Genomic DNA, 22,386 nt, shown 5'->3' on the forward strand with positions numbered 1-22,386 from the left:
TATATTACACAGGGGGCATTTATGCGTATTGAAGTCACCATAGCCAAAACTACCGTTCTGCCTGCCGGCGCGCTTGATGCACTGGCAGGCGAATTATCCCGTCGTATTAACAACACCTTTCCCGACAACGCGGGTGCCGTCACGGTACGTTACGCCGCGGCGAACAACCTCTCCGTCATTGGCGCCGCAAAAGAAGATAAAGATCGCATCAGCGAAATCCTCCAGGAAACGTGGGAAAGCGCTGACGACTGGTTCATCACGGATTAACACTGCTCCCTCATTGTGTTTTTTTGCCGGGTCGCCCCGGCTTTTTTTTGCCTCATAATCCTGTAAGTTCAAAATAATTCGGCATCTTCTTTAAAAATCGTGAACGAGATGGTGTTTTATTGTTCGAACAATCCTAAAAAGCAGAAAAATGTGTTGCCACCTGTTTATTTTTCCCTTCGGAACCCTTATTACTTGGTATACTGAAGTTGCTTTCAGAAAAACATGCATTGAACCTCAAAGCCGTTGTCTTCTAACACGCATTAAGGGGGTTATAATGGAAAAGAATAGTGAAGTCATCCAGACCCACCCACTCGTTGGCTGGGATATCAGTACCGTAGATAGCTACGATGCGCTGATGCTGCGTTTGCACTACCAGACCCCAAATCAACTCAACCGTGAAGAAGCGGAAGTTGGACAGACGCTGTGGCTAACAACAGACGTCGCCCGTCAGTTTATTTCTATTTTAGAAGCAGGTATTGCAAAAATAGAATCTGGCGACTACCAGGAAAATGAGTATAAACGGCACTAAGCTTATGCCCACTTTTCTCTCTACAGGCACCCTCGCGGTGCCTTATTTATTTCTCCCTTGTCTAACCCCGCGTTGTTAATTACTCTGCTAACAAAACATCAGTTTATGAGATGCATATGAGATACGACTTAATCATTATTGGCAGCGGCTCCGTAGGATCTGCCGCAGGCTATTACGCAACACAGGCTGGTCTGAAGGTTCTGATGATCGATAGCCATCTGCCTCCTCATGCGGAAGGCAGCCATCACGGCGATACCCGCCTCATCCGCCATGCGTACGGTGAAGGTGAACGCTACGTTCCGCTGGTGCTTCGCGCCCAGACGCTGTGGGATGAACTGGCGAAACAGACCGAAGATCGTATTTTCGAACGTACGGGCGTCATCAACCTGGGTCCGGCACATTCTGCGTTTCTCGCTGGCGTCGAACGCAGCGCGAAAGCGTTTAATCTGGACGTTGAGAAGCTGGACGCGACGGGCATTACCGCACGCTGGCCCGAAATTACCGTCCCGGACGATTATATTGGCCTCTTTGAAGCCCACTCCGGGGTGCTCCATTGCGAAACGGCGATCAAAACCTGGATCGAGCTTGCTGCGAAGGCAGGCTGCGCGCAGCTGTTCAACTGTCCGGTAGAGGCCATCACCCATGATGATAATGGCGTCACGGTCACCACTATTGACGGCGATTATTCAGCGTCCCGCCTGCTGGTCAGCGCAGGTACCTGGGTTACCCGCCTGCTGCCCGATCTGCCGATCCAGCCGGTGCGCAAGGTCTTCTCCTGGTTCCAGTCGGATGGCCGTTACAGCGCCCAGAATAAATTCCCGGCCTTCACCGGCGAATTACCCAACGGGGACCAGTTCTACGGCTTCCCGTCAGAAAAAGACGCGCTGAAAATCGGTAAACACAACGGCGGCCAGGCGATCGCCTCCCCTGAAGAGCGTAAACCTTTCGGCGCCTTCCCACAGGATGGCTCAGAAGCCTTCTCGTTCCTGCGCACTATTCTTCCGGGCATTGGCGGCTTACTGTATGGTGCGGCCTGTACCTACGACAATACGCCGGATGAAGACTTTATCATTGATACGCTGCCGGGGCATGACAACACCCTGCTCATCACCGGACTGAGCGGCCACGGCTTTAAGTTTGCTTCCGTTCTGGGTGAAATCGCCGCGCAGTTTGCCCAGGGCATTGCGCCGCAGTTTGATCTGACGCCCTTCTCCCTCTCGCGTTTTAACGGATAATCCGCACGGGCTCCGGAGGTCACGGGGCCCGCTTCATTCACACCGCATGTTGGGGCGTTATGCGCAAGATCGTTAGCTTTCTGATGAATAATATTCGCGAGCATTTTATGCTCTATCTCTTATTGTGGGCGCTGCTGGCCATTATTGATTTTGTTTACATTGTATTTTACTGAAAACCCAGACTGACAATAATTGACATTACTTTATCTTTATTGAAGCTTATAATTTCATCTTGCACGAAGAGATTGAATTAGCGTTAGCGATCCTTTTCAAAATTGCTGAAATAAATAAAATAAAAATCAATAGCCAATTATTTCAGTTGCAATATCCCGCCTTCCCGTTCATTTTTATCCTTCGGTTAATTTGAAAATGGACATTCTGATGCAATGGCGTAACTCCTCCCGGCGCTACGGAATAATATCCATAGGTTTGCACTGGATATTTGCTCTTGCCGTCTACGGTATGTTTGGACTTGGGCTCTGGATGGTCACGCTCAGCTATTACGATGGCTGGTATCACCAGGCGCCGGAATTGCATAAAAGTATTGGTGTCCTGCTGATGCTGGGGCTGGTTTTCCGCGTGATCTGGCGGCACATTTCCCCACCGCCCGCCGCGCAAAAGACTCACAGCAAATTTACCCGCGTCAGTGCAGTCGCCGCGCATATTGCCCTTTATGCGCTGCTGTTTGCCATCCTGATTAGCGGCTATCTCATTTCGACGGCTGACGGTAAGCCGATTAACGTTTTTGGCCTGTTCGAGGTTCCGGCAACCCTTAGCGATGCCGGCGCTCAGGCCGACACGGCGGGGGTTGTTCACCTCTGGCTCGCCTGGAGCGTGGTGATTCTGTCCGTGCTGCACGGGCTTGCCGCCCTCAAACACCATTTTATTGATAAAGACGATACGCTAAAGCGCATGCTTGGCCGCTCGTCAGTTGACTCTGGAGCATAAAATGAAAAAACACCTGCTGGGTATCGCACTGGGTTCTCTGTTATTCACCGCCGGCTCCGCCGTGGCGGCGGATTATAAAATTGATAAAGAGGGCCAGCACGCTTTCGTCAATTTCCGTATTCAGCACCTGGGATATAGCTGGCTGTACGGCACCTTTAAGGATTTTGACGGCACATTCACCTTTGACGAAAAAAATCCCGCAGCCGATAAAGTCAATGTGACCATTAATACAAACAGCGTCGACACGAACCACGCAGAGCGCGATAAACACCTGCGCAGTGGGGAATTCCTCAACGTCGCGAAATTCCCGCAGGCGACCTTCACTTCTACTGAGGTGAAGAAAGAGGGTGATAAGCTGAATATTACCGGCAACCTGACGCTTAACGGCGTAACCAAACCGGTCACGCTTGATGCGAAATTACTGGGCCAGGGTGACGATCCGTGGGGCGGTAAACGCGCAGGCTTCGAAGCGGCAGGGAAAATTCACCTGAAAGATTTTAATATCACAACGGATTTAGGCCCGGCGTCTCAGGACGTGGAGCTGATTATTTCCGTTGAAGGTGTACAGCAGAAATCCTAATAACGTCGCCCGGCAGGCTTTTGCCGTGCCGGGCGTTATTATCATTCCGGGTCAGGGATACCCAGTTTGGTATTCAGACGACCGCGAGATTTATTGAAAATCTTGTTGCCGTTTTCACGTCCTGCGCGACGGCGACGCTGCTCTTCTTCCGGCAGGATGCTCTCTTCACTGCACAGCTCGCTACAGCAACCGTTAAACTTCTCAGCACAGGCCGGGCACTGAATGAACAGCAGATGACAACCGTCGTTTTTGCAGTTGGTGTGGGTATCGCACGGCGCGCCGCACTGGTGGCACTGGGCGATGACGTCATCCGAAATACGTTCACCCATACGCTCGTCAAAGACAAAGTTTTTCCCGATAAAGCGTACCGGCAGCCCCTGTTCACGGGCGCGGCGAGCGTACTCAATAATGCCGCCTTCAATGTGCCAGACTTTATTGAAGCCGTTGTGCTTCATCCACGCGCTGGCTTTCTCACAGCGGATACCGCCGGTGCAGTACATAACGATCTTTTTATCTTTATGCTCCTGCATCATCTCAACCGCTTTCGGCAACTGCTCGCGGAAGGTATCAGCAGGAATCTCCATCGCATTCTCGAAATGCCCCACTTCATACTCATAGTGGTTACGCATATCGATGAACACGGCATCCGGATCGTCCAGCATCGCATTCACTTCCGCCGCCTTCAGATATTCACCGACGTCCGCCGGGTTAAACTCCGGATCGTCGATACCGTCCGCCACGATGCGTTCACGCACCTTCATGCGCAGCACCCAGAAGGATTTCCCGTCATCATCCAGGGCAATGTTCAGGCGTAAGCCGTTAAGGGCCGGGTCAAATTGATAAAGTACGTCGCGGAAGGCGCTGACTTTGCTTTCCGGTACGCTAATCTGCGCGTTGATGCCTTCACGGGCAAGGTAGACGCGGCCGAAGACGTTCAGCGCCGTGAACGCCTGATAAAGCGCATCTCGGGTCGCCTGCGGATCGTCGATCGTGAAGTATTTATAGAATGAGATGGTTGTGCGCGGTTCGGTTTCAGCCAACATACGCGCTTTTAACATCTCGTTCGAAACGCGGTTGTGTAACACTGGCATGGTGTACAGTCCTGGAGTCGTTAGAGAGAATGAAAAATCGGTCGGCATCATATAGCAAACAAAACCAATTTACATCCACACAATTTACGCTACATTTCACACACCCTGATTAATCAGGATTAACAATTGCTGTATTCGTGCACGCTTCGAAAGCAGATATTTTGGCTACGCCTCAAAAAATGAGACACTAGCGAAACAGGACGTTTGAACACAGGAAAGACATGACCCAGTTACCAAAATTTACTGCCGCCCTTTTGCATCCCCGCTATTGGTTGACCTGGCTTGGCATCGGCTTTTTATGGCTTCTGGTACAGCTTCCCTACCCTGTTATTTTTCGGTTGGGTAAATTTCTGGGCCGTTTCGCACAACTATTCATGAAGCGTCGCGCCAGAATCGCGTACCGCAACCTTGAGCTGTGTTTTCCGCAGATGAGCGACTCAGAGCGTCACAATATGGTCGCGAAGAACTTCGAATCCGTTGGGATGGGCCTTATGGAAACCGGCATGGCGTGGTTCTGGCCGGACAAACGCATGGCCCGCTGGAGCGAGGTAACGGGAACCGGCATGGATCCTGTACATACGCTTCAGGCCAACCAGACGGGCGTTCTGCTGATCGGCGTCCATTTTCTGACGCTGGAAATCGGGGCGCGTATGTTCGGCATGCAGGCGCCCGGCATTGGCGTTTATCGCCCTAACGATAACCCGGTCATCGATTTAATCCAGACCAATGGCCGCATGCGCTCCAACAAAAGCATGATCGACCGTAAAGATCTGAAGGGAATGATCCGTGCGCTGAAATCCGGCGAAGTGGTCTGGTATGCCCCCGACCACGACTATGGCCCACAGGCCAGCGTTTTTGTCCCCTTCTTCGCCGTTGAAGAGGCCGCCACAACCACCGGCACCTGGATGCTGGCGCGCATGTCCAAAGCCGCCATCGTACCCTTTGTTCCCCGCCGCAAGCCTGACGGTTCGGGCTACGAGTTGATGATGCTAGAACCGGAACTCGCGCCGCCGCTTGACGATGCAGAAACCACCGCGCGCTGGATGAACGGTATCGTAGAGAAATGCATCATGCTCGCACCCGAGCAGTACATGTGGTTGCACCGCCGCTTTAAAACGCGGCCAAAAGGCACGCCGTCCCGCTATTGATTTTCAGGATGCGATCCTCAGGGTCGCATCCTGTTTTAGCTTTAAAAGCTCCCCCTCATTGCGGCAATCATAACCCAGGCGCATAATTAGCAGGCTTATTACTTCTTGCTTCAGGTGCTCAGCACCTCATTATGCGGATTGTTATGTCACCTTCAGATGCCCCCATAAACTGGAAGCGTAACCTCACGGTTGCGTGGCTTGGCTGTTTTCTCACCGGCGCGGCGTTTAGCCTGGTCATGCCTTTTCTGCCGCTCTATGTTGAACAGCTGGGCGTGACGGGCCATAGCGCGCTCAATATGTGGTCCGGCCTGGTATTCAGCATCACGTTCCTGTTCTCCGCGATAGCCTCGCCCTTCTGGGGCGGCCTTGCCGACCGCAAGGGGCGTAAAATCATGCTGCTGCGCTCGGCGCTGGGGATGGCCATTATCATGGCGCTGATGGGCGTGGCGCAGAACGTCTGGCAGTTCCTGATTTTGCGCGCGTTGCTGGGTTTGCTGGGAGGATTTATTCCCAATGCCAATGCCCTGATTGCCACGCAAATTCCTCGCCATAAGAGCGGCTGGGCGCTGGGCACGCTCTCAACCGGCGGCGTAAGCGGTGCCCTGCTGGGGCCACTGGCCGGCGGACTCATGGCCGATAGTTATGGCCTGCGTCCGGTGTTCTTTATCACCGCCTGTGTGCTGTTCCTGTGCTTTGTTGTCACCCTGCTCTGTATTCGGGAAAACTTCACCCCCGTTGCGAAGAAAGAGATGCTACACGCCAAGGAGGTGCTGACCTCGCTTAAAAATCCCAGACTGGTGCTGAGCCTGTTCGTGACGACCCTGATTATTCAGGTCGCAACCGGATCGATTGCCCCTATCCTCACGCTGTACATCCGCGATCTGGCGGGCAACGTCAGCAATATCGCGTTTATTAGCGGGCTGATTGCGTCCGTGCCCGGGGTGGCGGCGCTGCTTAGCGCGCCGAGGCTGGGGAAACTGGGGGACCGCGTCGGTCCGGAAAAAATTCTGATCTGTGCGCTGGTGATCTCCGTCCTGCTGCTGATCCCCATGTCGATGGTGCACTCTCCGTGGCAGCTGGGCTTACTTCGCTTTTTGCTTGGTGCCGCAGACGGGGCCTTGCTGCCCGCCGTACAGACCCTGCTGGTTTACAACTCCACGAACCAGATTGCCGGGCGGATCTTCAGCTATAACCAGTCATTTCGCGACATCGGTAACGTCACCGGACCGCTTCTCGGGGCGAGCATCTCCGCCAGCTTCGGTTTTCGCGCCGTCTTTATCGTGACGGCGGGGGTGGTACTGTTTAATGCAATTTATTCGTGGTTCAGTTTATCCCGCGCGCTACGGCCAGTGGCGGAATAAGACGAACGCCTGACGCTTATTTTCGCATTCATACTTGCAGAATCGGATATTAAGCTATTCTTTCCCTGAAACCTTCTGGAAAACAGGGAGACACCAATGACCATGTACGCCACGCTGGAAGAAGCTATTGATGCCGCTCGTGAAGAGTTCCTCGCCGACAACCCCGGCGTTGAAGAAGAAGATGCTGACGTGCAACAACTTAATATCCAGAAATACGTTCTGCAGGATGGGGATATTATGTGGCAGGCCGAATTCTTTGCCGATGAAGGTGAAGAAGGGGAATGCCTGCCGGTCCTGAGCGGTGAAGGTGCGCAGGCCGTCTTTGATGGCGACTATGATGAAATCGAACTGCGGCAGGAATGGCTGGAAGAGAACACATTGCACGAGTGGGATGAGGGCGAATTTCAGCTCGAGCCACCGCTGGATACGGAAGAAGGTCAAACCGCAGCCGATGAGTGGGACGAGCGTTAATTTACGCTACTCGTAAGGGCCGTGGCTGGCATCGATCGGGAGCAGCAGCGTGTCGAAAATTAGCGAGAATGGCAGATCCAGCACGGTGAGGTAGCGCCATGCGGAGTCACGGAGATCCCATTTCACACCCGGGTAATACTGATTCCCGTGGCCCTGCCCTGGAATGGTGCGGCTGATGATGCTGCCGCAGCCGCTGAGCAGGCATGCCATCAGAACGACGATGATGATTCTCATGAGTAACCTCTAAAAAAATACCGGCGATTATGCCGGTATTTTAGTTGGCGGGAGGTGCTTCGCTTACCTGCCCTACTTAACCACTTACTTCGCCTTCAACGCCAGCGGGTTCAGCTTCAGTTCTTTATAGTAGTTTACCCACGAAGAGTATCTCTCCGGAGCGGACCATACGCGGTAGTGAAGACGCGCCATCGTAACCGGGTCGCTCAACAGGACCAGACGACGGTCACGGTTAAGTTTTTCCGGGGTCTCGTTCAGCGCCTGCTCAACGTGACGATCGCGGGCAATCTCCAGCACCTGGCTGGCACGGTGACGCGCCGTCGCCATTGCCGTCGCCAGGGCGTTGAATGACGGGTTAAACACGGCGTGCATAAAGCCGTCATCCAGCGTGCGATTGCGGTTCTGCTCGAGATAACGATCGGTGTCTACCAGCACCTGCGGCGGGGAATACTCTTCCGGGATCAGGAACAGCTTCCAACGTTTGGTCCGCAGCCCTACCGTCGAACGGCTGGAGATCACGGAGACAAACGGCGACAGGATCAGCGAGAAGACAATCGGCGCCAGCCAGAACAGGAAGCGCAGATCCAGCCACGCCATCCCGGCCGCCCACACCAGACCCAGCAGCAGCTGAGAACCGTGGCGCATAAAGGCTTCGCTCCACGGCGTGGAGTCGTCATCACGCTGCGGTGAGTTCCAGACCACTTCCCAGCCCAGGAACGCACTGACCACGAACACGGTGTGGAACAGCATACGCACCGGTGCCAGCAGCACGGAGAACAGCACTTCCAGCAGCAGTGAAAGGGTCACGCGGAAGAAACCGCCGTACTCTTTCGAGCCTTTGCACCAGATCAGGATGATGCTGAGCAGCTTAGGCAGGAACAGCAGCACCATGGTGGAGGCAAACAGCGCAATCGCCAGTTCCGGACGCCACTGCGGCCACACCGGGAACAGCTGGCGCGGCTGCAGGAAGTATTGCGGCTCCGTCAGGGCATGGACGACCTGCAGCGCTGTGGAGAGCGCAAGGAACATAAACCACAGCGGTGCGGAGAGATACGACATCACGCCCGTCAGGAACACCGCGCGGTGAACCGGGTGCATCCCTTTCACCAGGAACAGGCGGAAGTTCATCAGGTTACCGTGACACCAGCGGCGGTCACGCTTGAGCTCGTCCAGCAGGTTCGGCGGCAGCTCTTCGTACGATCCCGGCAGGTCGTAGGCAATCCAGACGCCCCAGCCAGCACGACGCATCAGCGCCGCTTCCACGAAGTCATGTGACAGAATAGAACCGGCAAACGAACCCTCGCCCGGCAGCGGCGCCAGCGCACAGTGCTCAATGAACGGCTTCACGCGGATGATGGCGTTGTGACCCCAGTAGTGGGATTCACCCAGCTGCCAGAAGTGCAGACCTGCCGTGAACAGCGGCCCGTAAACACGGGTGGCGAACTGCTGACAGCGCGCATAGAGCGTGTCCATTCCCGACGCTTTTGGTGAAGACTGAATGATACCCGCGTTCGGGTTGGCTTCCATCAGACGCACCAGACCGCTCAGGCAGTCACCGCTCATGACGGAGTCAGCATCCAGCACCACCATGTAGCTGTACTGGTTACCCCAGCGGCGGCAGAAGTCATCGATGTTACCGCTTTTACGCTTCACACGACGGCGGCGGCGACGGTAGAAGATCTGCCCTTCGCCCTGCACTTCTGCAATCAGCTCCATCCACGCTTTTTGTTCTGCCACGCAGATATCCGGGTTGTAACTGTCGCTCAGGATGTAAACGTCAAAATGCTCCGCGTTGCCGGTCGCCTTCACGGACTCCCAGGTGGCACGCAGGCCCGCAAACACGCGGTCAACGTCTTCGTTACAGATAGGCATAATCAGCGCGGTACGGTGCTCAGGATTGAGGGGTTCATCCCCGACCGTTGACGCCGAAATGCTGTATTTGTCACGCCCCATCAGCAGCTGCAGGAAGCCCATCAGCGCGGTCCAGAAACCGGCCGAGACCCAGCAGAAGAGAACCGCGAACAGCAGAAGGATGCCGCTCTGCAGGATATACGGCAGCAGTTGCATGAAGGAGACCCAGAGATCCTGGCCCATCATGTCCATCGGGTTGATGAACGCCCAGCCCTGATACGGCAGGATGGTTTTCATATACCAGGTCGCGACGACCGTCTGCGCCAGCGTCAACAGCAGCAGGATGTAGCGACGGAGGGTCCCCACGGTACGCCATTTCTGTTCGGAAGCCTGCTCTTCTTTCGTCAGGCGTGACAGATAGCGCGGCGTCACATCACGCCCGCGCAGGCGATCCCAGAAGCGGCCCACCGGGTTGGTGCGCCACGGATCGGGGAACATTGAGGAACGCGTGGCCTTCGGCATCGCCTGAAGCTGATCGCGCCCTTCGTCGTCTTTAATCAACTGCCCTTCTGCCAGCGAGTCCGGCCAGGCCTGCTCCAGACGTGCCTTTACTGACCCCAGCGGCGTATCATCATCACGGGAAAACTGACGATGTTCACCATCCAGCGCGGTGTGAACCGCGCGGATGTCGCTCTTAGGCAGTGCCGCTTTTTCGATATCCGTCAGCGGCATGGCATCAATATATTCAGATGTATTATTCATTGGCAGGTAGCTGATAGCTCCAGGTTTCACTCAGCGGCTGATCGTTACTGACCAGCGCAGCACGCATTTCAGTGGTCTGTTTCGGATCTTTCACTTTCACGCGCAGGGTCAGACGCCAGCCTTTGGTTACCGGGTTGTAACGCACGGTATTCTCAACGATTTCACCGTTATCACCGATGCTGGCCTGAGCGGCAACGGCGGTGTCCGGTGACAGTTTCTTCATATCCTGGCCTGTAAAGTCCACGACAAAGGCCACGGTACCGTCAGGCTGACGGATAAGATTAGACTGCTTCACATCACCCGTTGAACGGCGAGTCTGCATCACATACGCGTTATCCGGCGCATGCAGCTTATCTTCGTCGCGGCTGAAGGTGATGGTGTACTTGAAGTTCATCTCTTTACCGGCTTCCGGCAGCTGATCCGGCGTCCAGTAAGCCACGATGTTATCGTTGGTTTCGTCGTTGGTTGGAATCTCAACCAGCTCCACCTTACCTTTACCCCAGTCACCGTTTGGCGTGACCCAGGCGCTTGGACGCTGGTCATAGCGGTCGTCCAAATCTTCAAAGCGGGAGAACTGACGGCCACGCTGCAGCAGGCCAAAACCTTGCGGGTTTTCCATCGCGAAGCTGCTCACCGCCAGATGTTTCGGGTTGTTCAGCGGACGCCAGATCCACTCTCCGTTACCGGCATGAATAGACAGACCGTTGGAGTCGTGCAGTTCCGGGCGGAAGTTAGTGGCCGGAGACGGCTGGTTCGGCCCAAACAGGAACATGCTGGTCAGTGGTGCAACGCCCAGTTTGCCCACTTTATCACGCAGGTAAACCTTGGACTGCACGTCAACCACGGTGTCACGACCCGGCATAATCACAAAGCGATAGGCGCCGGTCGCACGCGGTGAATCCAGCAGCGCGTAAATGGTCAGACGTTTATCCGTTGGTTTTGGACGTTCAATCCAGAACTCACGGAAACGTGGGAATTCTTCACCTGATGGCAGCGCGGTATCAATCGCCAGTCCGCGCGCAGAAAGCCCGTATACCTGCCCCGCGCCAATCACGCGGAAATAGCTGGCACCAAGCATGCTGACGATTTCGTCGTTTTTATCTTTGCTGTTGATCGGGTAAAGCACCTTAAAGCCTGCGAAGCCCAGGTCTTTCACCGTATCTTTGTCGTGTTGCACATTGCCAAAATTGAAGTAATCCGGGCTGTATTTGATCTTACGTACCGCTGTGGCCGTCACTTCGTTGATGGCAACAGGCGTGTCGAAATACATACCCTGATGATAAAACTCAAGCTTGAACGGGGTCTTGATGTTGCTCCAGTAGGCTTTGTCGTGATTGAACTGGATCTGCTGATAGTCCGCATATTTCATATCGCGGAAAACGGAGGGCAAGTTACTTTTCGGCGCTTCGTAGCTCTTGCCAGCCATCGATTTTGCCTGTTTTGCGACATCGTCGATGTTAAAGGCCAGTGCCGATGAGGTATACAGTGATAACACCACTGCAGCACCTAACCAACGCATTTTCATCATCTGTGGTTTATGTTTCATAATAAGTAAGCACTTCCCCCTTTGTGTGCTTATATCGATCCGATCCATTTTAATGGAAACTCAGGCAATCCGACAACATTATCACTGCTTTGTTCAGCTGCTGGCTCATGGTTTAAGCAAATGAAAGAACCCATTATTCACTTTGCGTGCTTATCCTGGAGACAGGGTGTCGGTCTTGGTGTAGGGTTGCTTTCGAATGTAACCATTATGAGTCTTAGGGATAAGACGAAAAGTCTGAGAATGCACAACGTTATATGAGCACAACACCAACAGAACGTGAATATTTCCTCGACTCGATCCGGGCATGGCTGATGCTATTGGGGATCCCTTTTCACATATCACTGATTTACTCCAGCCACACCTGGCATGTGAATAGCCAGATGCCCTCCTGGTGGCTGACGCTGTTTAATGACTTTATTCACGCCTTCCGTATGCAGGTGTTTTTTGTCATCTCCGGCTATTTCTCTTACATGCTGTTTCTGCGATACCCGCTTAAACGCTGGTGGAAGGTGCGCGTCGAGCGCGTGGGGATCCCCATGCTGACCGCGATTCCGCTACTGACGCTGCCTCAGTTCATCATGCTGCAGTACGTCAAAGGCAAAGCGGAAAACTGGCCGAATCTGTCGCTGTATGAAAAGTACAACACGCTGGTCTGGGAGCTGGTGTCTCACCTGTGGTTCCTGCTGGTCCTGGTGGTCCTCACTACGGTGAGCCTGTTCATTTTCAGCCGCCTGCGTCACCACCTGAGTTCGAGAGCTGACGCCTTTTTCGCCACCGTTACGCTGGGCAAACTGTCGGTGCTCTTCTTGCTGTTGGGTATCGCTTACGCCGCGGTGAGACGCATCCTGTTTATCGTCTATCCACCGATACTGAGCGACGGCCTGTTTAATTTTGTGGTGATGCAGTCCCTTTTCTACATTCCGTTCTTTTTAATTGGCGCGCTGGCGTTTATTTACCCGAAGCTGAAAGCGCTGTTTACTACCCCGTCACCGTGGTGTGCTGTGGGTGCGGCCATCGCGTTCGCGGCCTATCTGCTGAACCAGCGCTACGGGAGCGGTGACGCCTGGATGTACGAAACGGAAAGCGTGATCACCATGCTGCTGGGTTTATGGATGGTGAACGTAGTATTCGCGCTCGGCCACCGCCTGCTGAACTTTAAGTCCAGCCGCGTGACCTACTTCGTGAATGCGTCGCTGTTTATTTATCTGGTGCATCACCCGCTCACGCTCTTCTTCGGGGCTTACATCACCCCGCATATCGCCTCTAACACGCTGGGTTTCTTTACCGGTCTGGTGTTTGTCGTGGGGATTGCGATCGTGCTCTATGAAATCCACCTGCGGATCCCGCTTCTCCGTTTCCTCTTCTCAGGAAAACCTCAGGTAAAAGCCTCATAAACAACCGCGGCGCACTCAGTGCGCCGCGTTTTGCTTCAGGTGTCCAGTTCCTGCCCGCGCTGGGTCAGCAACCGTTGATAAAGGTGGGTGGTTTCTTCATCGAAACAGACAAAGATAACTTTCTCAGGCATCGGCTTTAGCGACAGATAGCGGTAAACGGTGTCGACGGCGATCGTAGCGGCAGCCGCCTTAGGATAGCCATACACCCCGGTACTGATGGCCGGGAATGCCATTGTTTTATAGCCGTTGTCGGCAGCCAGCCGCAGACAGTTCCGGTAAGCCTCTTCCAGAATACTCGCCTCGTGCCGATCGCCACCGTGCCAGACAGGCCCTACGGCGTGGATCACCGCTTTGGCAGGCAGATCGCCCGCAAGCGTAATGACCGCATGGCCGGGAGGACATTCGCCCTGCTGTTGCCGTACGGTTTTGCAGGCTTCCAACAGCTGCGGTCCTGCAGCCCGGTGGATAGCCCCGTCCACACCGCCTCCCCCCATCAGGGAGGGATTGGCCGCATTGACGATGACGTCGACGTGCATGGTCGTAATATCACCATGAATAACTTCAATTTGCGGTTTCATAAAGCCCCTCTGCAACCCGCCTTTTTATTAAGTGTATCGCAGGGCTGCCCGGGAGAAAAAACTATCAGAAAAAATCCTCTTCCGCACAAAGCGGAAGAGAGAACGCTATCGATACTGGATTTCGACAACCGCGAGCGTTTTTTCAGGGTTAAGGTATTTCATGCGGAGCGACACCAGATCTGAATCGGACACTTTGCCATTAAGCGCCTCTTCATAACTGACCATGCGCGTTTGCATACGATTATTATCCGGACAGGACATAGCAAACTGTCTTTGCTGCGGCGTAACTTCACAGGGGTCTGCAACAATGGCACCGCGAAAATGAATAACGCCACCGTTCACAATGGTAGCCGAATAAACCGGGAGGCTAAAAACAGAAACAATCAGGCCCAGACCCGTCACGAGTCGAGCGAAAGAGTGGTTCATTATCGGTACTCCTCAATGAAAATCGTCCTTGAGGGGTAAACGCACTTCATTATGACAAACGAAGTCTCACGTTAAGGAACATAATGACCTGATCCCTGATATCAGCATAGCTCAACGGCACGGACCCGCCACATTCGCAACACATTGATTTCATGAATGATTAAAGCGAACGTTCCGCTGGCGACCACTGCTGTGATAAATGAAGCGATTTACCGTCTGAAACGGTGACAACGATTTTTACCGTGTCTCCCGCATTAATATTTAAACTCAGGCGCATTAAATCAATCGTCTGATTAGCGGGTATAAAAAGGGTATTTTGCTGTCGGGACGAACTTTGTCCCCCCTGCCCTTCCCGAACGGAAACAATCTGAACCTGACAATCACACGGCTGCGCCAGGGTGACCTGAGGAATAATGGTGGTCATATTTTCCTGCTGCGACGTTTTGAAAGTTATCTGGCTGGAAAGCGCGGCAAGAAGAATTAAGGTATTCATGATGAACTCCCGAAAAAAAACAGGGCATCAGCCCTGTTTTTTTGTAGCACAGATTTCAGTATCAGTACTGATGAGCTGTCGCGTGGTTACCAAAGCCAATCTGGGTAACGTTGACAGTAGAGTTAGAGGCAGTCTGGTCGACGAGGGCGCCGTTAAAGCCGCCGGACTGGCTAACGTTCATAACAGATTTTTTGCTGTTCCACTGATCCAGTGTTGCACTGTTGCCAAATCCTTTCTGGGTCAGGTTGATTTTACTGTCATCAGAACCCTGACCAACGTCAGCGCCGTTACCGCCACCTTTCTGGGTAATATTCAGCACGGAATTTCTGGCGTCTGTCTGCAGAGCAACCGCGGAGTTACCGCCACCGTCCTGATAAATATTCAGGGTTGAATTTGGGCCACTGTATCCGCCATGACCATGCCCATGGCCCCAGCCGCCCTGATTAATAGAACCCGCCATAGCACTACCAGAAACTACGATTGCTGCAAGCGCTGCCACTTTGAGAAATTTCATGGTAAACCCCCATCGGATTGATTAAAATCGTCGCGAATGCGCTAATTTTGAATAACGTTAATCGCCATTTGCGACTGTTTCTGCACTACAACTGCGGTTTTCTGCGTACCGTACTGCGTAATATTTGCTCTATTACCCGACCCTTTCTGGATAATTTTCGCGCTATTACCGTATCCCTCTTGCGTAATACCTGCATCATTCGCGGTACCGCTCTGATCGATCCAGGCTATATTGTAACTCCCTGATTGATCAACTCTTGCTCTGTTGCCCGCCCCATCCTGTGAAACAATGGACAAGAGTTTTGAACCTTCCTGGCGAACCTGAGCGTCATTAAAAACACCCTGTTGACCAATAATGGCTGCCTGATTGAGTGATGAAAGACTTAATTCGTTAACCGCAAAGTTATATTCAGCATTGGCTAAATCTGAATTCGCTGCGGTTACAAATCCAGGCGCACCCAGTAATGTAAACACCATAAATAACGATGTGTATTTCATGTTGTCACCCTGGACCTGGTTATTTAATCACGCTATAACCGTGTTACTTGTAAAAACGATGCATATTGTGTTAACGCGTCGTTACGGTGAAGAGTATGTCCGCTGAAACATTTTAAATATCTCACCCGCGCGGCTTATTTTTATTTTTCGGATCACCACAAAGTCGTAATTTACGACAAAAATCACTTTACTCAGGCCAGCTTATATTTTTTATTTCCCCTGTCCAACAATCAGGTTGTACAACGAGGCGAAGGCTGTCCACGCGTCTTCTCGCGTTGTTTAAACGTAACGGCAGAAGGACACTTTTTCACAGTCGTGACACGAAGCCCGTTTTCTTAAGCCAGACAACCGCGCATTTATGGGCTTAGAAATAATCTGTACCTCATACTGTTTTATCGTTCGCATAAAATAATAAATATACCTAAGAATCAATGAGATATAAATATTTGTATGATTTTTAAAAACTGTGCATCTCTATTTAGATGTACAACTTTCTCATCATTTCTCGCCATTCATCACAAGTGATTTTCACAAATTAATATTGATTTTTACATTCGGTTACATGTTTAACACTTGCTTTAAACTTCGTAAAAGCTAGATTGAAATTAGATGTACGAAATTGGTTTTATATTTACCTCCCCGTTGAGGTTATGGTCTGATTCTACACACAGCAGTGCAACATCTGTCAGTACTTCTGGTGTCCTCTATTAAACAGGAGGACAGCTGCCAGGTGCCAAAAAAAAGTGGGGTTTCATCATGTATAATGAAGTCCATAGTTTACATGGTCATACATTACTGTTGATCACAAAACCTTCTTTGCAAGCGACAGCGTTATTACAACATTTAAAGCAATCTTTATCACTGAACGGGAAATTGCATAATATTCAACGTTCTTTTGATGATATTGCACCTGGCAGCATCATTCTGTTCGATATGATGGAAGCTGATAAAAAGCTCATCCATTACTGGCAAGATATTTTAAGCAGGAAAAACAATAATATCCGCGTGCTATTATTGAATACGCCTGATGAATATCCTTTCAGGGATATTGAAAGCTGGCCGCATATCAATGGCGTGTTCTACGTCACGGAAGAAGAAGACCGGGTAGTTGAGGGTCTGCAAGGCATATTGCGCGGAGAGTGTTATTTTTCGCAAAAGCTGGCCAGCTACCTCATCACGCACTCCGGAAATTATCGCTATAACAGCTCAGAGTCAGCACTGCTCACGCACCGTGAGAAAGAGATCCTGAATAAGTTACGCATTGGTGCTTCAAATATTGAAATCGCCCGTTCGTTATTTATCAGCGAAAATACGGTAAAGACGCACCTTTATAATCTTTTCAAGAAGATAGCTGTAAAAAACCGAACTCAGGCGGTTTCGTGGGCAAACGATAACCTCAGGCGTTAATCACATGAAGCGCACGTTGAGTTGGATCGCCGCAGCGAGTTTCCTGCTCGCTGCCGGGAATCTGAAGGCCGTCGAGGTCGAAGTTCCCGGATTGTTAACAGACCACACTGTCTCATCGGTCGGGCACAGTTTTTACCGAGCCTTCAGTGACAAATGGGACAGTACTTATACCGGAAATATAACAATCAACGAGCGGCCCAGTGCACGATGGGGAAGTTGGATAACAATAACGGCCAATCAGTACGTTATTTATCAAACGTTTTTATTCCCCACTAAAATGGACTTCGATAAAAACGTAGCCCTGGCACTGGCCCAATCAGAAGACGCTATTAATCGCCTGCAAATAGATAAAGCCCTATTAAGCACCAGCGATTTAGCTAAAGACGAGTTCTAGCGAACCGATATGCGGAGGCTGTCATGCGTATTGCATATGCAGTTGTTTCGATAATGCTAATAACACCTATAAGCTGGGCCGGAAATATGACGTTTCAGTTCCGTAACCCTAACTTTGGCGGTAACCCTAACAACGGCGCCTTTCTGCTGAATGAAGCGCAGGCGCAAAACTCCTATAAGGACCCAAGCTTAAAGGATTTTAGCGTTGATACCCCATCCGCACTGGACAACTTCACTCAGGCTATCCAGTCGCAGATTTTAGGCGGGTTACTGACCAACATTAATACCGGCAAACCCGGCCGGATGGTGACCAACGATTTTATCGTTGATATCGCCAACACCGATGGACAGCTTCAGCTGAACGTGACCGATCGTAAAACCGGAAGGATCTCCACTATTCAGGTTTCCGGTCTACAAAGTAATTCAACTGACTTTTAAACAATAGCTAAATAAGGACAACGATCATGCAGCGCTTCCTGATATTTGTTGCAGTGTGCTTATTGAGCGGTTGTTTAACTGCTCCACCTAAAGAAGCTGCAAAACCAACATTAATGCCTCGGGCCCAGAGTTATCGTGATTTAACGCATTTACCTGCTCCAACGGGGAAAATATTTGTCTCCGTATACAATATTCAGGATGAAACCGGGCAATTTAAGCCTTACCCGGCAAGTAACTTCTCCACGGCCGTGCCGCAAAGTGCCACCGCGATGCTGGTTACCGCGCTCAAGGATTCGCACTGGTTTATTCCGCTGGAACGTCAGGGTCTTCAGAACCTGTTGAATGAACGGAAAATCATTCGTGCCGCACAGGAGAATGGTACCGTCGCGGCCAATAACCGCACGCCTCTGGAATCTCTGGCGGCAGCGAACGTGATGATTGAAGGATCGATTATTGGTTACGAAAGTAACGTTAAATCGGGTGGTGCGGGCGCGCGGTACTTCGGTATCGGTGCGGATACCCAGTACCAGCTCGACCAAATCGCCGTTAACCTGCGTGTGGTCAACGTCAGTACAGGCGAAGTGCTCTCTTCGGTGAACACCAGCAAAACCATCCTGTCTTATGAAGTTCAGGCAGGGGTATTCCGCTTCATCGATTACCAGCGTTTGCTGGAGGGTGAAATTGGCTACACCTCTAACGAGCCGGTCATGATGTGTCTGATGTCGGCCATTGAAACCGGCGTGATCTTCTTAATCAACGACGGTATTGACCGCGGGCTGTGGGATCTGCAAAACAAAGCAGACGTGCAGAACCCGATACTGGTGAAATACCGCGATATGTCAGTACCTCCGGAATCCTGACAGGAAGCGCATAAAAAAGGCGAGATGATTATCTCGCCTTTTTTTATTCGCTCACCGCCGTGATGTCTTGCGCTTTTTCCCGCCGCGACGCCAGCCAAAGACCGCTGTTTTTCATGGCATAGCCAAACAGCAATCCCAGCGCCAGAGAAGGAACGACCAGCTTCCAGTCACCCTGCCCTGCAAAGGTCGCGCACGCCCCGATAAAGGTGCCCGGCACAAACGAAAGCAGGAGATGCTTAGCCTGAATACACATCAGGAAGGCAACAACGCCCGTCATGATGTACCCCAGCATCTCCAGATGCGGCGCCAGCGCGCTGCCTTTCATGATCACCAGCGCCCAGATAACCCCGCTCATGAGCGTGCAGCCTGAGATAAAGAGCCCTTTGACGCCCCCCTGCGGGCAGGCGAAATAGGCCGTACAGCCAAGGAATCCAGCCCAGCTGAGCAATCCGAGAGACACGGCCACCCATCCCCAGAGCCCGGAGAGAATGCCTGTTGTTATTGCGATACAAAGTAATATGTTCATGGCGCGCATCTTAGCAGAAGCGCACCATAGAAATGCGATCAGAAGCACATTATGTGCAAATTGAAATGCGGCGTTGCATGATTTATGTGATTCAAGTCACTCTTCGTTCTCTTCTTCCAGCTCATCCCACATCGCCGCAATTGCGTCGCGGGTCAGCGGTGCCAGCGTTCTCCAGAATGGCGAGGCGGCGTGGGCTTCGACTTTCCCAAGGAATGTTCCGACCCACGGCAGCAGGTACGTTTCGAAAAGCGTTTCGATGGCTTCGTTCTCATCATCCCCGGCGTTATCTTCAATCCAGGAAGCGGCCAGCAGCAGCGTACCGATATGATCCGCAGGCGTATCGCTCAGCGGCATACCGCGCGTGGAGAGGAAAGCACGGACTTCCGCTTCCGTCGCCCCTTCCTGCCAGGCAGAACGGTATGGCGAAACGCGGCACTCATCGCCGACGAACAGCGCATTGTAATCGGTCGCAATCTGCTGCATGTCGCAGCTTTTTTGCAGACGCGCCAGTAAATCATCCTGTTCCAGCGGCCAGTTCTCCGCCAGCTTACCTTCACGAATTAACGTAAAGAGCGGAACCAACAGCGGGTCTTGCGGCTGGCGATAATAGAGCGTACCCAGCACGCGGCAAAGGATGGAAAACTCGTTCATTTTTATTATTCCATTACACAATTAAAGATCGGCAAATTCGGCAATCGGCTCCATGCCGCGCGATTCGAGGAAATCGAGCATGCGGCGCGGAGTCACGTTCAGGATTTGCGCTTCCGGGAAGTTAACGTCATTGAGCACTTTCAGGCACTCGCTGAAATCACCCAGCGTAAAGGCGGTATGGGAATCCGAACCCAACGCCACCATGCCGCCCGCATCGCGTACGGCAGCGGCCACTTCGCGGCAGTTGGCTTCACTGCCCTTGCGCGAGTGAACAAAGGAGGAGTTATTAATCTCCAGCGCCACGCGGTGCTTCGCTGCCGCCTGCGCGACAGCCTGAATATCAATCGGGTACTTCGGGTTGCCGGGGTGGCTGATAATGTGCACATTGCCGCTGGCAATGGTGGCAATCATCGCCGCGGTGTTGGTCTCTTTATCCTGAGGTGCAAAAACCGGCTCGTGGAAACCGGCGAGGATAAGATCCAGAGACGTCAGCATCGGCCCGGTGCTGTCGATCTCACCGTCGGTATTTTTGATATTCGCCTCGATGCCGCGCAGTATCCCAATGCCGTCCACCAGACGTGGCCAGATCCGCATATTCACAAAATGCCAGTAGTGCGGCGCATCCGCCATGTCCGGACCATGATCGGTGATCGCAAACAGCTTAATGCCTTTCAGCTTCGCCTGGGCGATATAATCATGGAGGTTGCTATACGCGTGGGTACTGGCGACGGTGTGCATATGCAGGTCAACGGGATACATCTCTCTCTCCTCTGCGGTTTTTCCAAAGGATAGCAGTTATCAGCGGCGAATATTAGCAAAAACCCGGCGAACGCCGGGTTTCTCTCAGTAGCCGCGCTGTCTGTCAACCTGGCCAGTGACCGCGTTACCCTTCTCCATTTCGCTGATGGTATGGGATATGTACGCCACCGCTTCTGCCGGACGCGTCACGGCGGCCACGTGCGGGGTCATCGCCACGCGCGGATGTGCCCACAGCGGGCTTTCCACCGGCAGCGGCTCACGGCTATAGACATCCAGCATGGCGCCTTTTAGCTTTCCGCTGTCCAGCGCCTTCAGCAGATCGGTCTCGACCAGATGCACCCCGCGCGCCAGGTTCATCAGGTAGCTCTGATCGGCTAACTGGTTGAGCAAGGTTTCATTGATGATCCCTACCGTTTCCGCCGTGTTGGGCAGCAGGTTGATCAGCACGCGCGTACCGTTCAGAAAGGCCGAAAGCTCATCCGTGCCGGCAAAGCTCTCTACGCCCGGATAGTCCTTACGGCTGCGGCTCCAGCAGCGCAGCGGGAAGCCCCACGGAGCGAGGGCTTCAGCCACTTTTGAGCCCAGCACGCCCGCACCGAGGATGCCGATGGTAAAGTCTTCGCGACGGTAATCCGGCAGCGGCTCCCAGTGGGCCTGCTGTTTAAAGGCCTGATAGTCATCAAAGCGGCGGAACCAGTGCAGCACCTGGCTGACGGCATATTCCTGCATCTGCTGGCCCATTCCGGTATCTTCCAGGCGGAACAGGGGAATCGCTTCCGGCAGCATGTCAGGGTGCGCCTTCAGCTTGCTCAGAATGGAATCCACGCCCGCCCCCAGGGCAAAAACGGCCTTCAGCTTACGGCCCTGGAGCATTTCTACCGGCGGATGCCAGACCAGCGCATAGTCAGCATGTTCGTTATCTCCACGCTTCCACTCGCGAACGCGTGCGCCGGGTAAAGCTGCCGTGAGCGCCTCGATCCAGTAGGCCGTATCAAACGTGGGGTGAAAGAAAAGTATATCCATAGTCATTCCTGCCTTTTATTGCGCTGATTTATTTTGCTTTTTAACGAGGTTGTCAGCATAACAAATTTATTGCGCGGCTGTGTTGCTGATAAAAAAGACGCTTTCAGCACAATTAAGAATCATGTTGCCTGAAGTTTGTCTAAACGCGCTAAATTACTGAAAAAGTGAGTTGACGGCAGTTCGGCTTTTCCTTACATTAGCGCCCGTCCCGTCAACAACGGGATGACAATATGGTGAGGTGTCCGAGTGGCTGAAGGAGCACGCCTGGAAAGTGTGTATACGGCAACGTATCGGGGGTTCGAATCCCCCCCTCACCGCCATATTTAAAGAAGAGCTCGCATGAAAATGCGGGCTTTTTTTTCGCATATTGCACGCATGCAGGGGGGATGAGAATCCCCGACCGG

Annotated in this window: 27 protein-coding genes and 1 tRNA gene; 15 read left to right on the top strand and 13 right to left on the bottom strand. The window is 52.6% G+C overall.

Annotated elements, in window-relative coordinates; translation table 11 throughout:
- Window positions 1-21 precede the first annotated feature (21 nt).
- From dinI to FHC48_RS02330, 6 genes are all read left to right on the top strand, one after another.
- Complete coding sequence (gene dinI / locus FHC48_RS02305) at window positions 22-267, top strand: DNA damage-inducible protein I (protein WP_008500826.1); 246 nt, start codon at window positions 22-24, stop codon at window positions 265-267.
- Window positions 268-541: 274 nt separating this feature from the next.
- A complete protein-coding gene (bssS, locus tag FHC48_RS02310) occupies window positions 542-796 on the top strand; it encodes a biofilm formation regulator BssS (RefSeq protein WP_008500827.1) in 255 nt (84 codons plus the stop codon).
- Window positions 797-912: 116 nt separating this feature from the next.
- Window positions 913-2,031 carry an N-methyl-L-tryptophan oxidase gene (gene solA, locus FHC48_RS02315; protein ID WP_059364673.1) on the top strand — a complete coding sequence of 373 codons (1,119 nt, stop codon included), beginning with the start codon at window positions 913-915 and terminating at the stop codon, window positions 2,029-2,031.
- A gap of 59 nt (window positions 2,032-2,090) precedes the next feature.
- Entirely contained in the window at window positions 2,091-2,204 is a 114-nt protein-coding gene (locus tag FHC48_RS02320; protein WP_021240776.1) for a DUF2770 family protein, read from the top strand.
- Between the two features lie 208 nt (window positions 2,205-2,412).
- Complete coding sequence (locus FHC48_RS02325; protein ID WP_023343748.1) at window positions 2,413-2,979, top strand: cytochrome b; 567 nt, start codon at window positions 2,413-2,415, stop codon at window positions 2,977-2,979.
- Window position 2,980: 1 nt separating this feature from the next.
- Window positions 2,981-3,559, top strand: coding sequence for a YceI family protein (locus FHC48_RS02330; RefSeq protein ID WP_008500830.1), 579 nt, complete (start codon window positions 2,981-2,983; stop codon window positions 3,557-3,559).
- A 41-nt stretch (window positions 3,560-3,600) separates the two neighbouring features.
- On the opposite strand, the gene FHC48_RS02335 is transcribed toward FHC48_RS02330, so the two are convergent.
- Window positions 3,601-4,650: a rhodanese-related sulfurtransferase gene (locus tag FHC48_RS02335; RefSeq protein ID WP_008500831.1), complete on the bottom strand. Its 1,050-nt coding sequence runs from the start codon at window positions 4,648-4,650 to the stop codon at window positions 3,601-3,603.
- Between the two features lie 221 nt (window positions 4,651-4,871).
- Between FHC48_RS02335 and FHC48_RS02340 the strand changes: the two genes are divergently transcribed.
- The 3 genes from FHC48_RS02340 (at window position 4,872) to FHC48_RS02350 (ending at window position 7,630) form a co-directional block, all read left to right on the top strand.
- Window positions 4,872-5,798, top strand: coding sequence for a Kdo(2)-lipid IV(A) acyltransferase (locus FHC48_RS02340; protein ID WP_008500832.1), 927 nt, complete (start codon window positions 4,872-4,874; stop codon window positions 5,796-5,798).
- A gap of 143 nt (window positions 5,799-5,941) precedes the next feature.
- Entirely contained in the window at window positions 5,942-7,159 is a 1,218-nt protein-coding gene (mdtG, locus tag FHC48_RS02345) for a multidrug efflux MFS transporter MdtG (RefSeq protein ID WP_059364680.1), read from the top strand.
- Window positions 7,160-7,255: 96 nt separating this feature from the next.
- Complete coding sequence (locus FHC48_RS02350) at window positions 7,256-7,630, top strand: MysB family protein (RefSeq protein WP_008500834.1); 375 nt, start codon at window positions 7,256-7,258, stop codon at window positions 7,628-7,630.
- A 6-nt stretch (window positions 7,631-7,636) separates the two neighbouring features.
- Here FHC48_RS02350 and FHC48_RS02355 read toward each other — a convergent pair whose 3' ends face one another.
- The 3 genes from FHC48_RS02355 to mdoG form a co-directional block, all read right to left on the bottom strand.
- Window positions 7,637-7,864 carry a YceK/YidQ family lipoprotein gene (locus FHC48_RS02355; RefSeq protein ID WP_008500835.1) on the bottom strand — a complete coding sequence of 76 codons (228 nt, stop codon included), beginning with the start codon at window positions 7,862-7,864 and terminating at the stop codon, window positions 7,637-7,639.
- An 84-nt stretch (window positions 7,865-7,948) separates the two neighbouring features.
- Window positions 7,949-10,477 carry a glucans biosynthesis glucosyltransferase MdoH gene (gene mdoH / locus FHC48_RS02360; RefSeq protein WP_023292800.1) on the bottom strand — a complete coding sequence of 843 codons (2,529 nt, stop codon included), beginning with the start codon at window positions 10,475-10,477 and terminating at the stop codon, window positions 7,949-7,951.
- A complete protein-coding gene (mdoG, locus tag FHC48_RS02365) occupies window positions 10,470-12,023 on the bottom strand; it encodes a glucans biosynthesis protein MdoG (RefSeq protein WP_021240787.1) in 1,554 nt (517 codons plus the stop codon). The genes mdoH and mdoG overlap by 8 nt, the downstream gene beginning before the upstream one ends.
- A gap of 254 nt (window positions 12,024-12,277) precedes the next feature.
- Here mdoG and mdoC point away from each other — a divergent pair, with 254 nt between their 5' ends.
- On the top strand, window positions 12,278-13,417 hold the full coding sequence (mdoC, locus tag FHC48_RS02370) for a glucans biosynthesis protein MdoC (protein ID WP_008500838.1): 1,140 nt from the start codon (window positions 12,278-12,280) through the stop codon (window positions 13,415-13,417).
- 35 nt (window positions 13,418-13,452) lie between these two features.
- On the opposite strand, the gene ymdB is transcribed toward mdoC, so the two are convergent.
- The 5 genes from ymdB to csgB form a co-directional block, all read right to left on the bottom strand.
- Entirely contained in the window at window positions 13,453-13,995 is a 543-nt protein-coding gene (ymdB, locus tag FHC48_RS02375) for an O-acetyl-ADP-ribose deacetylase (RefSeq protein ID WP_008500839.1), read from the bottom strand.
- 105 nt (window positions 13,996-14,100) lie between these two features.
- Complete coding sequence (locus FHC48_RS02380; RefSeq protein WP_008500840.1) at window positions 14,101-14,421, bottom strand: type 1 fimbrial protein; 321 nt, start codon at window positions 14,419-14,421, stop codon at window positions 14,101-14,103.
- Window positions 14,422-14,581: 160 nt separating this feature from the next.
- Window positions 14,582-14,914, bottom strand: coding sequence for a curli assembly chaperone CsgC (gene csgC / locus FHC48_RS02385; protein WP_023343744.1), 333 nt, complete (start codon window positions 14,912-14,914; stop codon window positions 14,582-14,584).
- A 61-nt stretch (window positions 14,915-14,975) separates the two neighbouring features.
- Complete coding sequence (gene csgA, locus FHC48_RS02390) at window positions 14,976-15,428, bottom strand: curli major subunit CsgA (protein ID WP_008500842.1); 453 nt, start codon at window positions 15,426-15,428, stop codon at window positions 14,976-14,978.
- 41 nt (window positions 15,429-15,469) lie between these two features.
- Entirely contained in the window at window positions 15,470-15,925 is a 456-nt protein-coding gene (gene csgB, locus FHC48_RS02395) for a curli minor subunit CsgB (RefSeq protein ID WP_220418745.1), read from the bottom strand.
- A 756-nt stretch (window positions 15,926-16,681) separates the two neighbouring features.
- Here csgB and csgD point away from each other — a divergent pair.
- The 4 genes from csgD to csgG are packed head-to-tail and all read left to right on the top strand — an operon-like array spanning window position 16,682 to window position 19,023.
- Window positions 16,682-17,332 (top strand): biofilm master transcriptional regulator CsgD, encoded by a 651-nt coding sequence (gene csgD / locus FHC48_RS02400; protein WP_021240790.1) that lies wholly within the window; start codon window positions 16,682-16,684, stop codon window positions 17,330-17,332.
- A gap of 4 nt (window positions 17,333-17,336) precedes the next feature.
- Window positions 17,337-17,726, top strand: coding sequence for a curli production assembly/transport protein CsgE (gene csgE / locus FHC48_RS02405; RefSeq protein WP_008500845.1), 390 nt, complete (start codon window positions 17,337-17,339; stop codon window positions 17,724-17,726).
- 23 nt (window positions 17,727-17,749) lie between these two features.
- Window positions 17,750-18,163, top strand: a complete 414-nt coding sequence (gene csgF / locus FHC48_RS02410) for a curli production assembly/transport protein CsgF (RefSeq protein ID WP_008500846.1) — start codon at window positions 17,750-17,752, stop codon at window positions 18,161-18,163.
- Between the two features lie 26 nt (window positions 18,164-18,189).
- Complete coding sequence (csgG, locus tag FHC48_RS02415) at window positions 18,190-19,023, top strand: curli production assembly/transport protein CsgG (protein WP_021240792.1); 834 nt, start codon at window positions 18,190-18,192, stop codon at window positions 19,021-19,023.
- Between the two features lie 43 nt (window positions 19,024-19,066).
- On the opposite strand, the gene FHC48_RS02420 is transcribed toward csgG, so the two are convergent.
- The 4 genes from FHC48_RS02420 to ghrA form a co-directional block, all read right to left on the bottom strand.
- Window positions 19,067-19,549 (bottom strand): DUF1097 domain-containing protein, encoded by a 483-nt coding sequence (locus FHC48_RS02420; RefSeq protein ID WP_072203727.1) that lies wholly within the window; start codon window positions 19,547-19,549, stop codon window positions 19,067-19,069.
- A gap of 96 nt (window positions 19,550-19,645) precedes the next feature.
- The gene (locus FHC48_RS02425; RefSeq protein ID WP_021240794.1) at window positions 19,646-20,200 is read right to left on the bottom strand and encodes a molecular chaperone; all 555 of its coding nucleotides are present in this window, start codon (window positions 20,198-20,200) and stop codon (window positions 19,646-19,648) included.
- A 21-nt stretch (window positions 20,201-20,221) separates the two neighbouring features.
- A complete protein-coding gene (locus FHC48_RS02430; RefSeq protein ID WP_059362655.1) occupies window positions 20,222-20,959 on the bottom strand; it encodes a phosphatase in 738 nt (245 codons plus the stop codon).
- Window positions 20,960-21,043: 84 nt separating this feature from the next.
- Complete coding sequence (ghrA, locus tag FHC48_RS02435; protein ID WP_059362658.1) at window positions 21,044-21,982, bottom strand: glyoxylate/hydroxypyruvate reductase GhrA; 939 nt, start codon at window positions 21,980-21,982, stop codon at window positions 21,044-21,046.
- Window positions 21,983-22,214: 232 nt separating this feature from the next.
- Between ghrA and FHC48_RS02440 the strand changes: the two genes are divergently transcribed.
- A tRNA-Ser gene (locus FHC48_RS02440) sits at window positions 22,215-22,302 on the top strand.
- Window positions 22,303-22,386 lie beyond the last annotated feature (84 nt).

Source organism: Enterobacter sp. EC_50, assembly GCF_019584525.1.
Lineage (GTDB): Bacteria > Pseudomonadota > Gammaproteobacteria > Enterobacterales > Enterobacteriaceae > Enterobacter > Enterobacter roggenkampii.

Coding starts and splice junctions, on each gene's coding strand:
- dinI (WP_008500826.1), top strand. CDS start 22: ATGCGTATTGAAGTCACCATAGCCAAAACTACCGTTCTGCCTGCCGGC.
- bssS (WP_008500827.1), top strand. CDS start 542: ATGGAAAAGAATAGTGAAGTCATCCAGACCCACCCACTCGTTGGCTGG.
- solA (WP_059364673.1), top strand. CDS start 913: ATGAGATACGACTTAATCATTATTGGCAGCGGCTCCGTAGGATCTGCC.
- FHC48_RS02320 (WP_021240776.1), top strand. CDS start 2,091: ATGCGCAAGATCGTTAGCTTTCTGATGAATAATATTCGCGAGCATTTT.
- FHC48_RS02325 (WP_023343748.1), top strand. CDS start 2,413: ATGCAATGGCGTAACTCCTCCCGGCGCTACGGAATAATATCCATAGGT.
- FHC48_RS02330 (WP_008500830.1), top strand. CDS start 2,981: ATGAAAAAACACCTGCTGGGTATCGCACTGGGTTCTCTGTTATTCACC.
- FHC48_RS02335 (WP_008500831.1), bottom strand. CDS start 4,650: ATGCCAGTGTTACACAACCGCGTTTCGAACGAGATGTTAAAAGCGCGT.
- FHC48_RS02340 (WP_008500832.1), top strand. CDS start 4,872: ATGACCCAGTTACCAAAATTTACTGCCGCCCTTTTGCATCCCCGCTAT.
- mdtG (WP_059364680.1), top strand. CDS start 5,942: ATGTCACCTTCAGATGCCCCCATAAACTGGAAGCGTAACCTCACGGTT.
- FHC48_RS02350 (WP_008500834.1), top strand. CDS start 7,256: ATGACCATGTACGCCACGCTGGAAGAAGCTATTGATGCCGCTCGTGAA.
- FHC48_RS02355 (WP_008500835.1), bottom strand. CDS start 7,864: ATGAGAATCATCATCGTCGTTCTGATGGCATGCCTGCTCAGCGGCTGC.
- mdoH (WP_023292800.1), bottom strand. CDS start 10,477: ATGAATAATACATCTGAATATATTGATGCCATGCCGCTGACGGATATC.
- mdoG (WP_021240787.1), bottom strand. CDS start 12,023: ATGAAACATAAACCACAGATGATGAAAATGCGTTGGTTAGGTGCTGCA.
- mdoC (WP_008500838.1), top strand. CDS start 12,278: ATGAGCACAACACCAACAGAACGTGAATATTTCCTCGACTCGATCCGG.
- ymdB (WP_008500839.1), bottom strand. CDS start 13,995: ATGAAACCGCAAATTGAAGTTATTCATGGTGATATTACGACCATGCAC.
- FHC48_RS02380 (WP_008500840.1), bottom strand. CDS start 14,421: ATGAACCACTCTTTCGCTCGACTCGTGACGGGTCTGGGCCTGATTGTT.
- csgC (WP_023343744.1), bottom strand. CDS start 14,914: ATGAATACCTTAATTCTTCTTGCCGCGCTTTCCAGCCAGATAACTTTC.
- csgA (WP_008500842.1), bottom strand. CDS start 15,428: ATGAAATTTCTCAAAGTGGCAGCGCTTGCAGCAATCGTAGTTTCTGGT.
- csgB (WP_220418745.1), bottom strand. CDS start 15,925: ATGAAATACACATCGTTATTTATGGTGTTTACATTACTGGGTGCGCCT.
- csgD (WP_021240790.1), top strand. CDS start 16,682: ATGTATAATGAAGTCCATAGTTTACATGGTCATACATTACTGTTGATC.
- csgE (WP_008500845.1), top strand. CDS start 17,337: ATGAAGCGCACGTTGAGTTGGATCGCCGCAGCGAGTTTCCTGCTCGCT.
- csgF (WP_008500846.1), top strand. CDS start 17,750: ATGCGTATTGCATATGCAGTTGTTTCGATAATGCTAATAACACCTATA.
- csgG (WP_021240792.1), top strand. CDS start 18,190: ATGCAGCGCTTCCTGATATTTGTTGCAGTGTGCTTATTGAGCGGTTGT.
- FHC48_RS02420 (WP_072203727.1), bottom strand. CDS start 19,549: ATGAACATATTACTTTGTATCGCAATAACAACAGGCATTCTCTCCGGG.
- FHC48_RS02425 (WP_021240794.1), bottom strand. CDS start 20,200: ATGAACGAGTTTTCCATCCTTTGCCGCGTGCTGGGTACGCTCTATTAT.
- FHC48_RS02430 (WP_059362655.1), bottom strand. CDS start 20,959: ATGTATCCCGTTGACCTGCATATGCACACCGTCGCCAGTACCCACGCG.
- ghrA (WP_059362658.1), bottom strand. CDS start 21,982: ATGGATATACTTTTCTTTCACCCCACGTTTGATACGGCCTACTGGATC.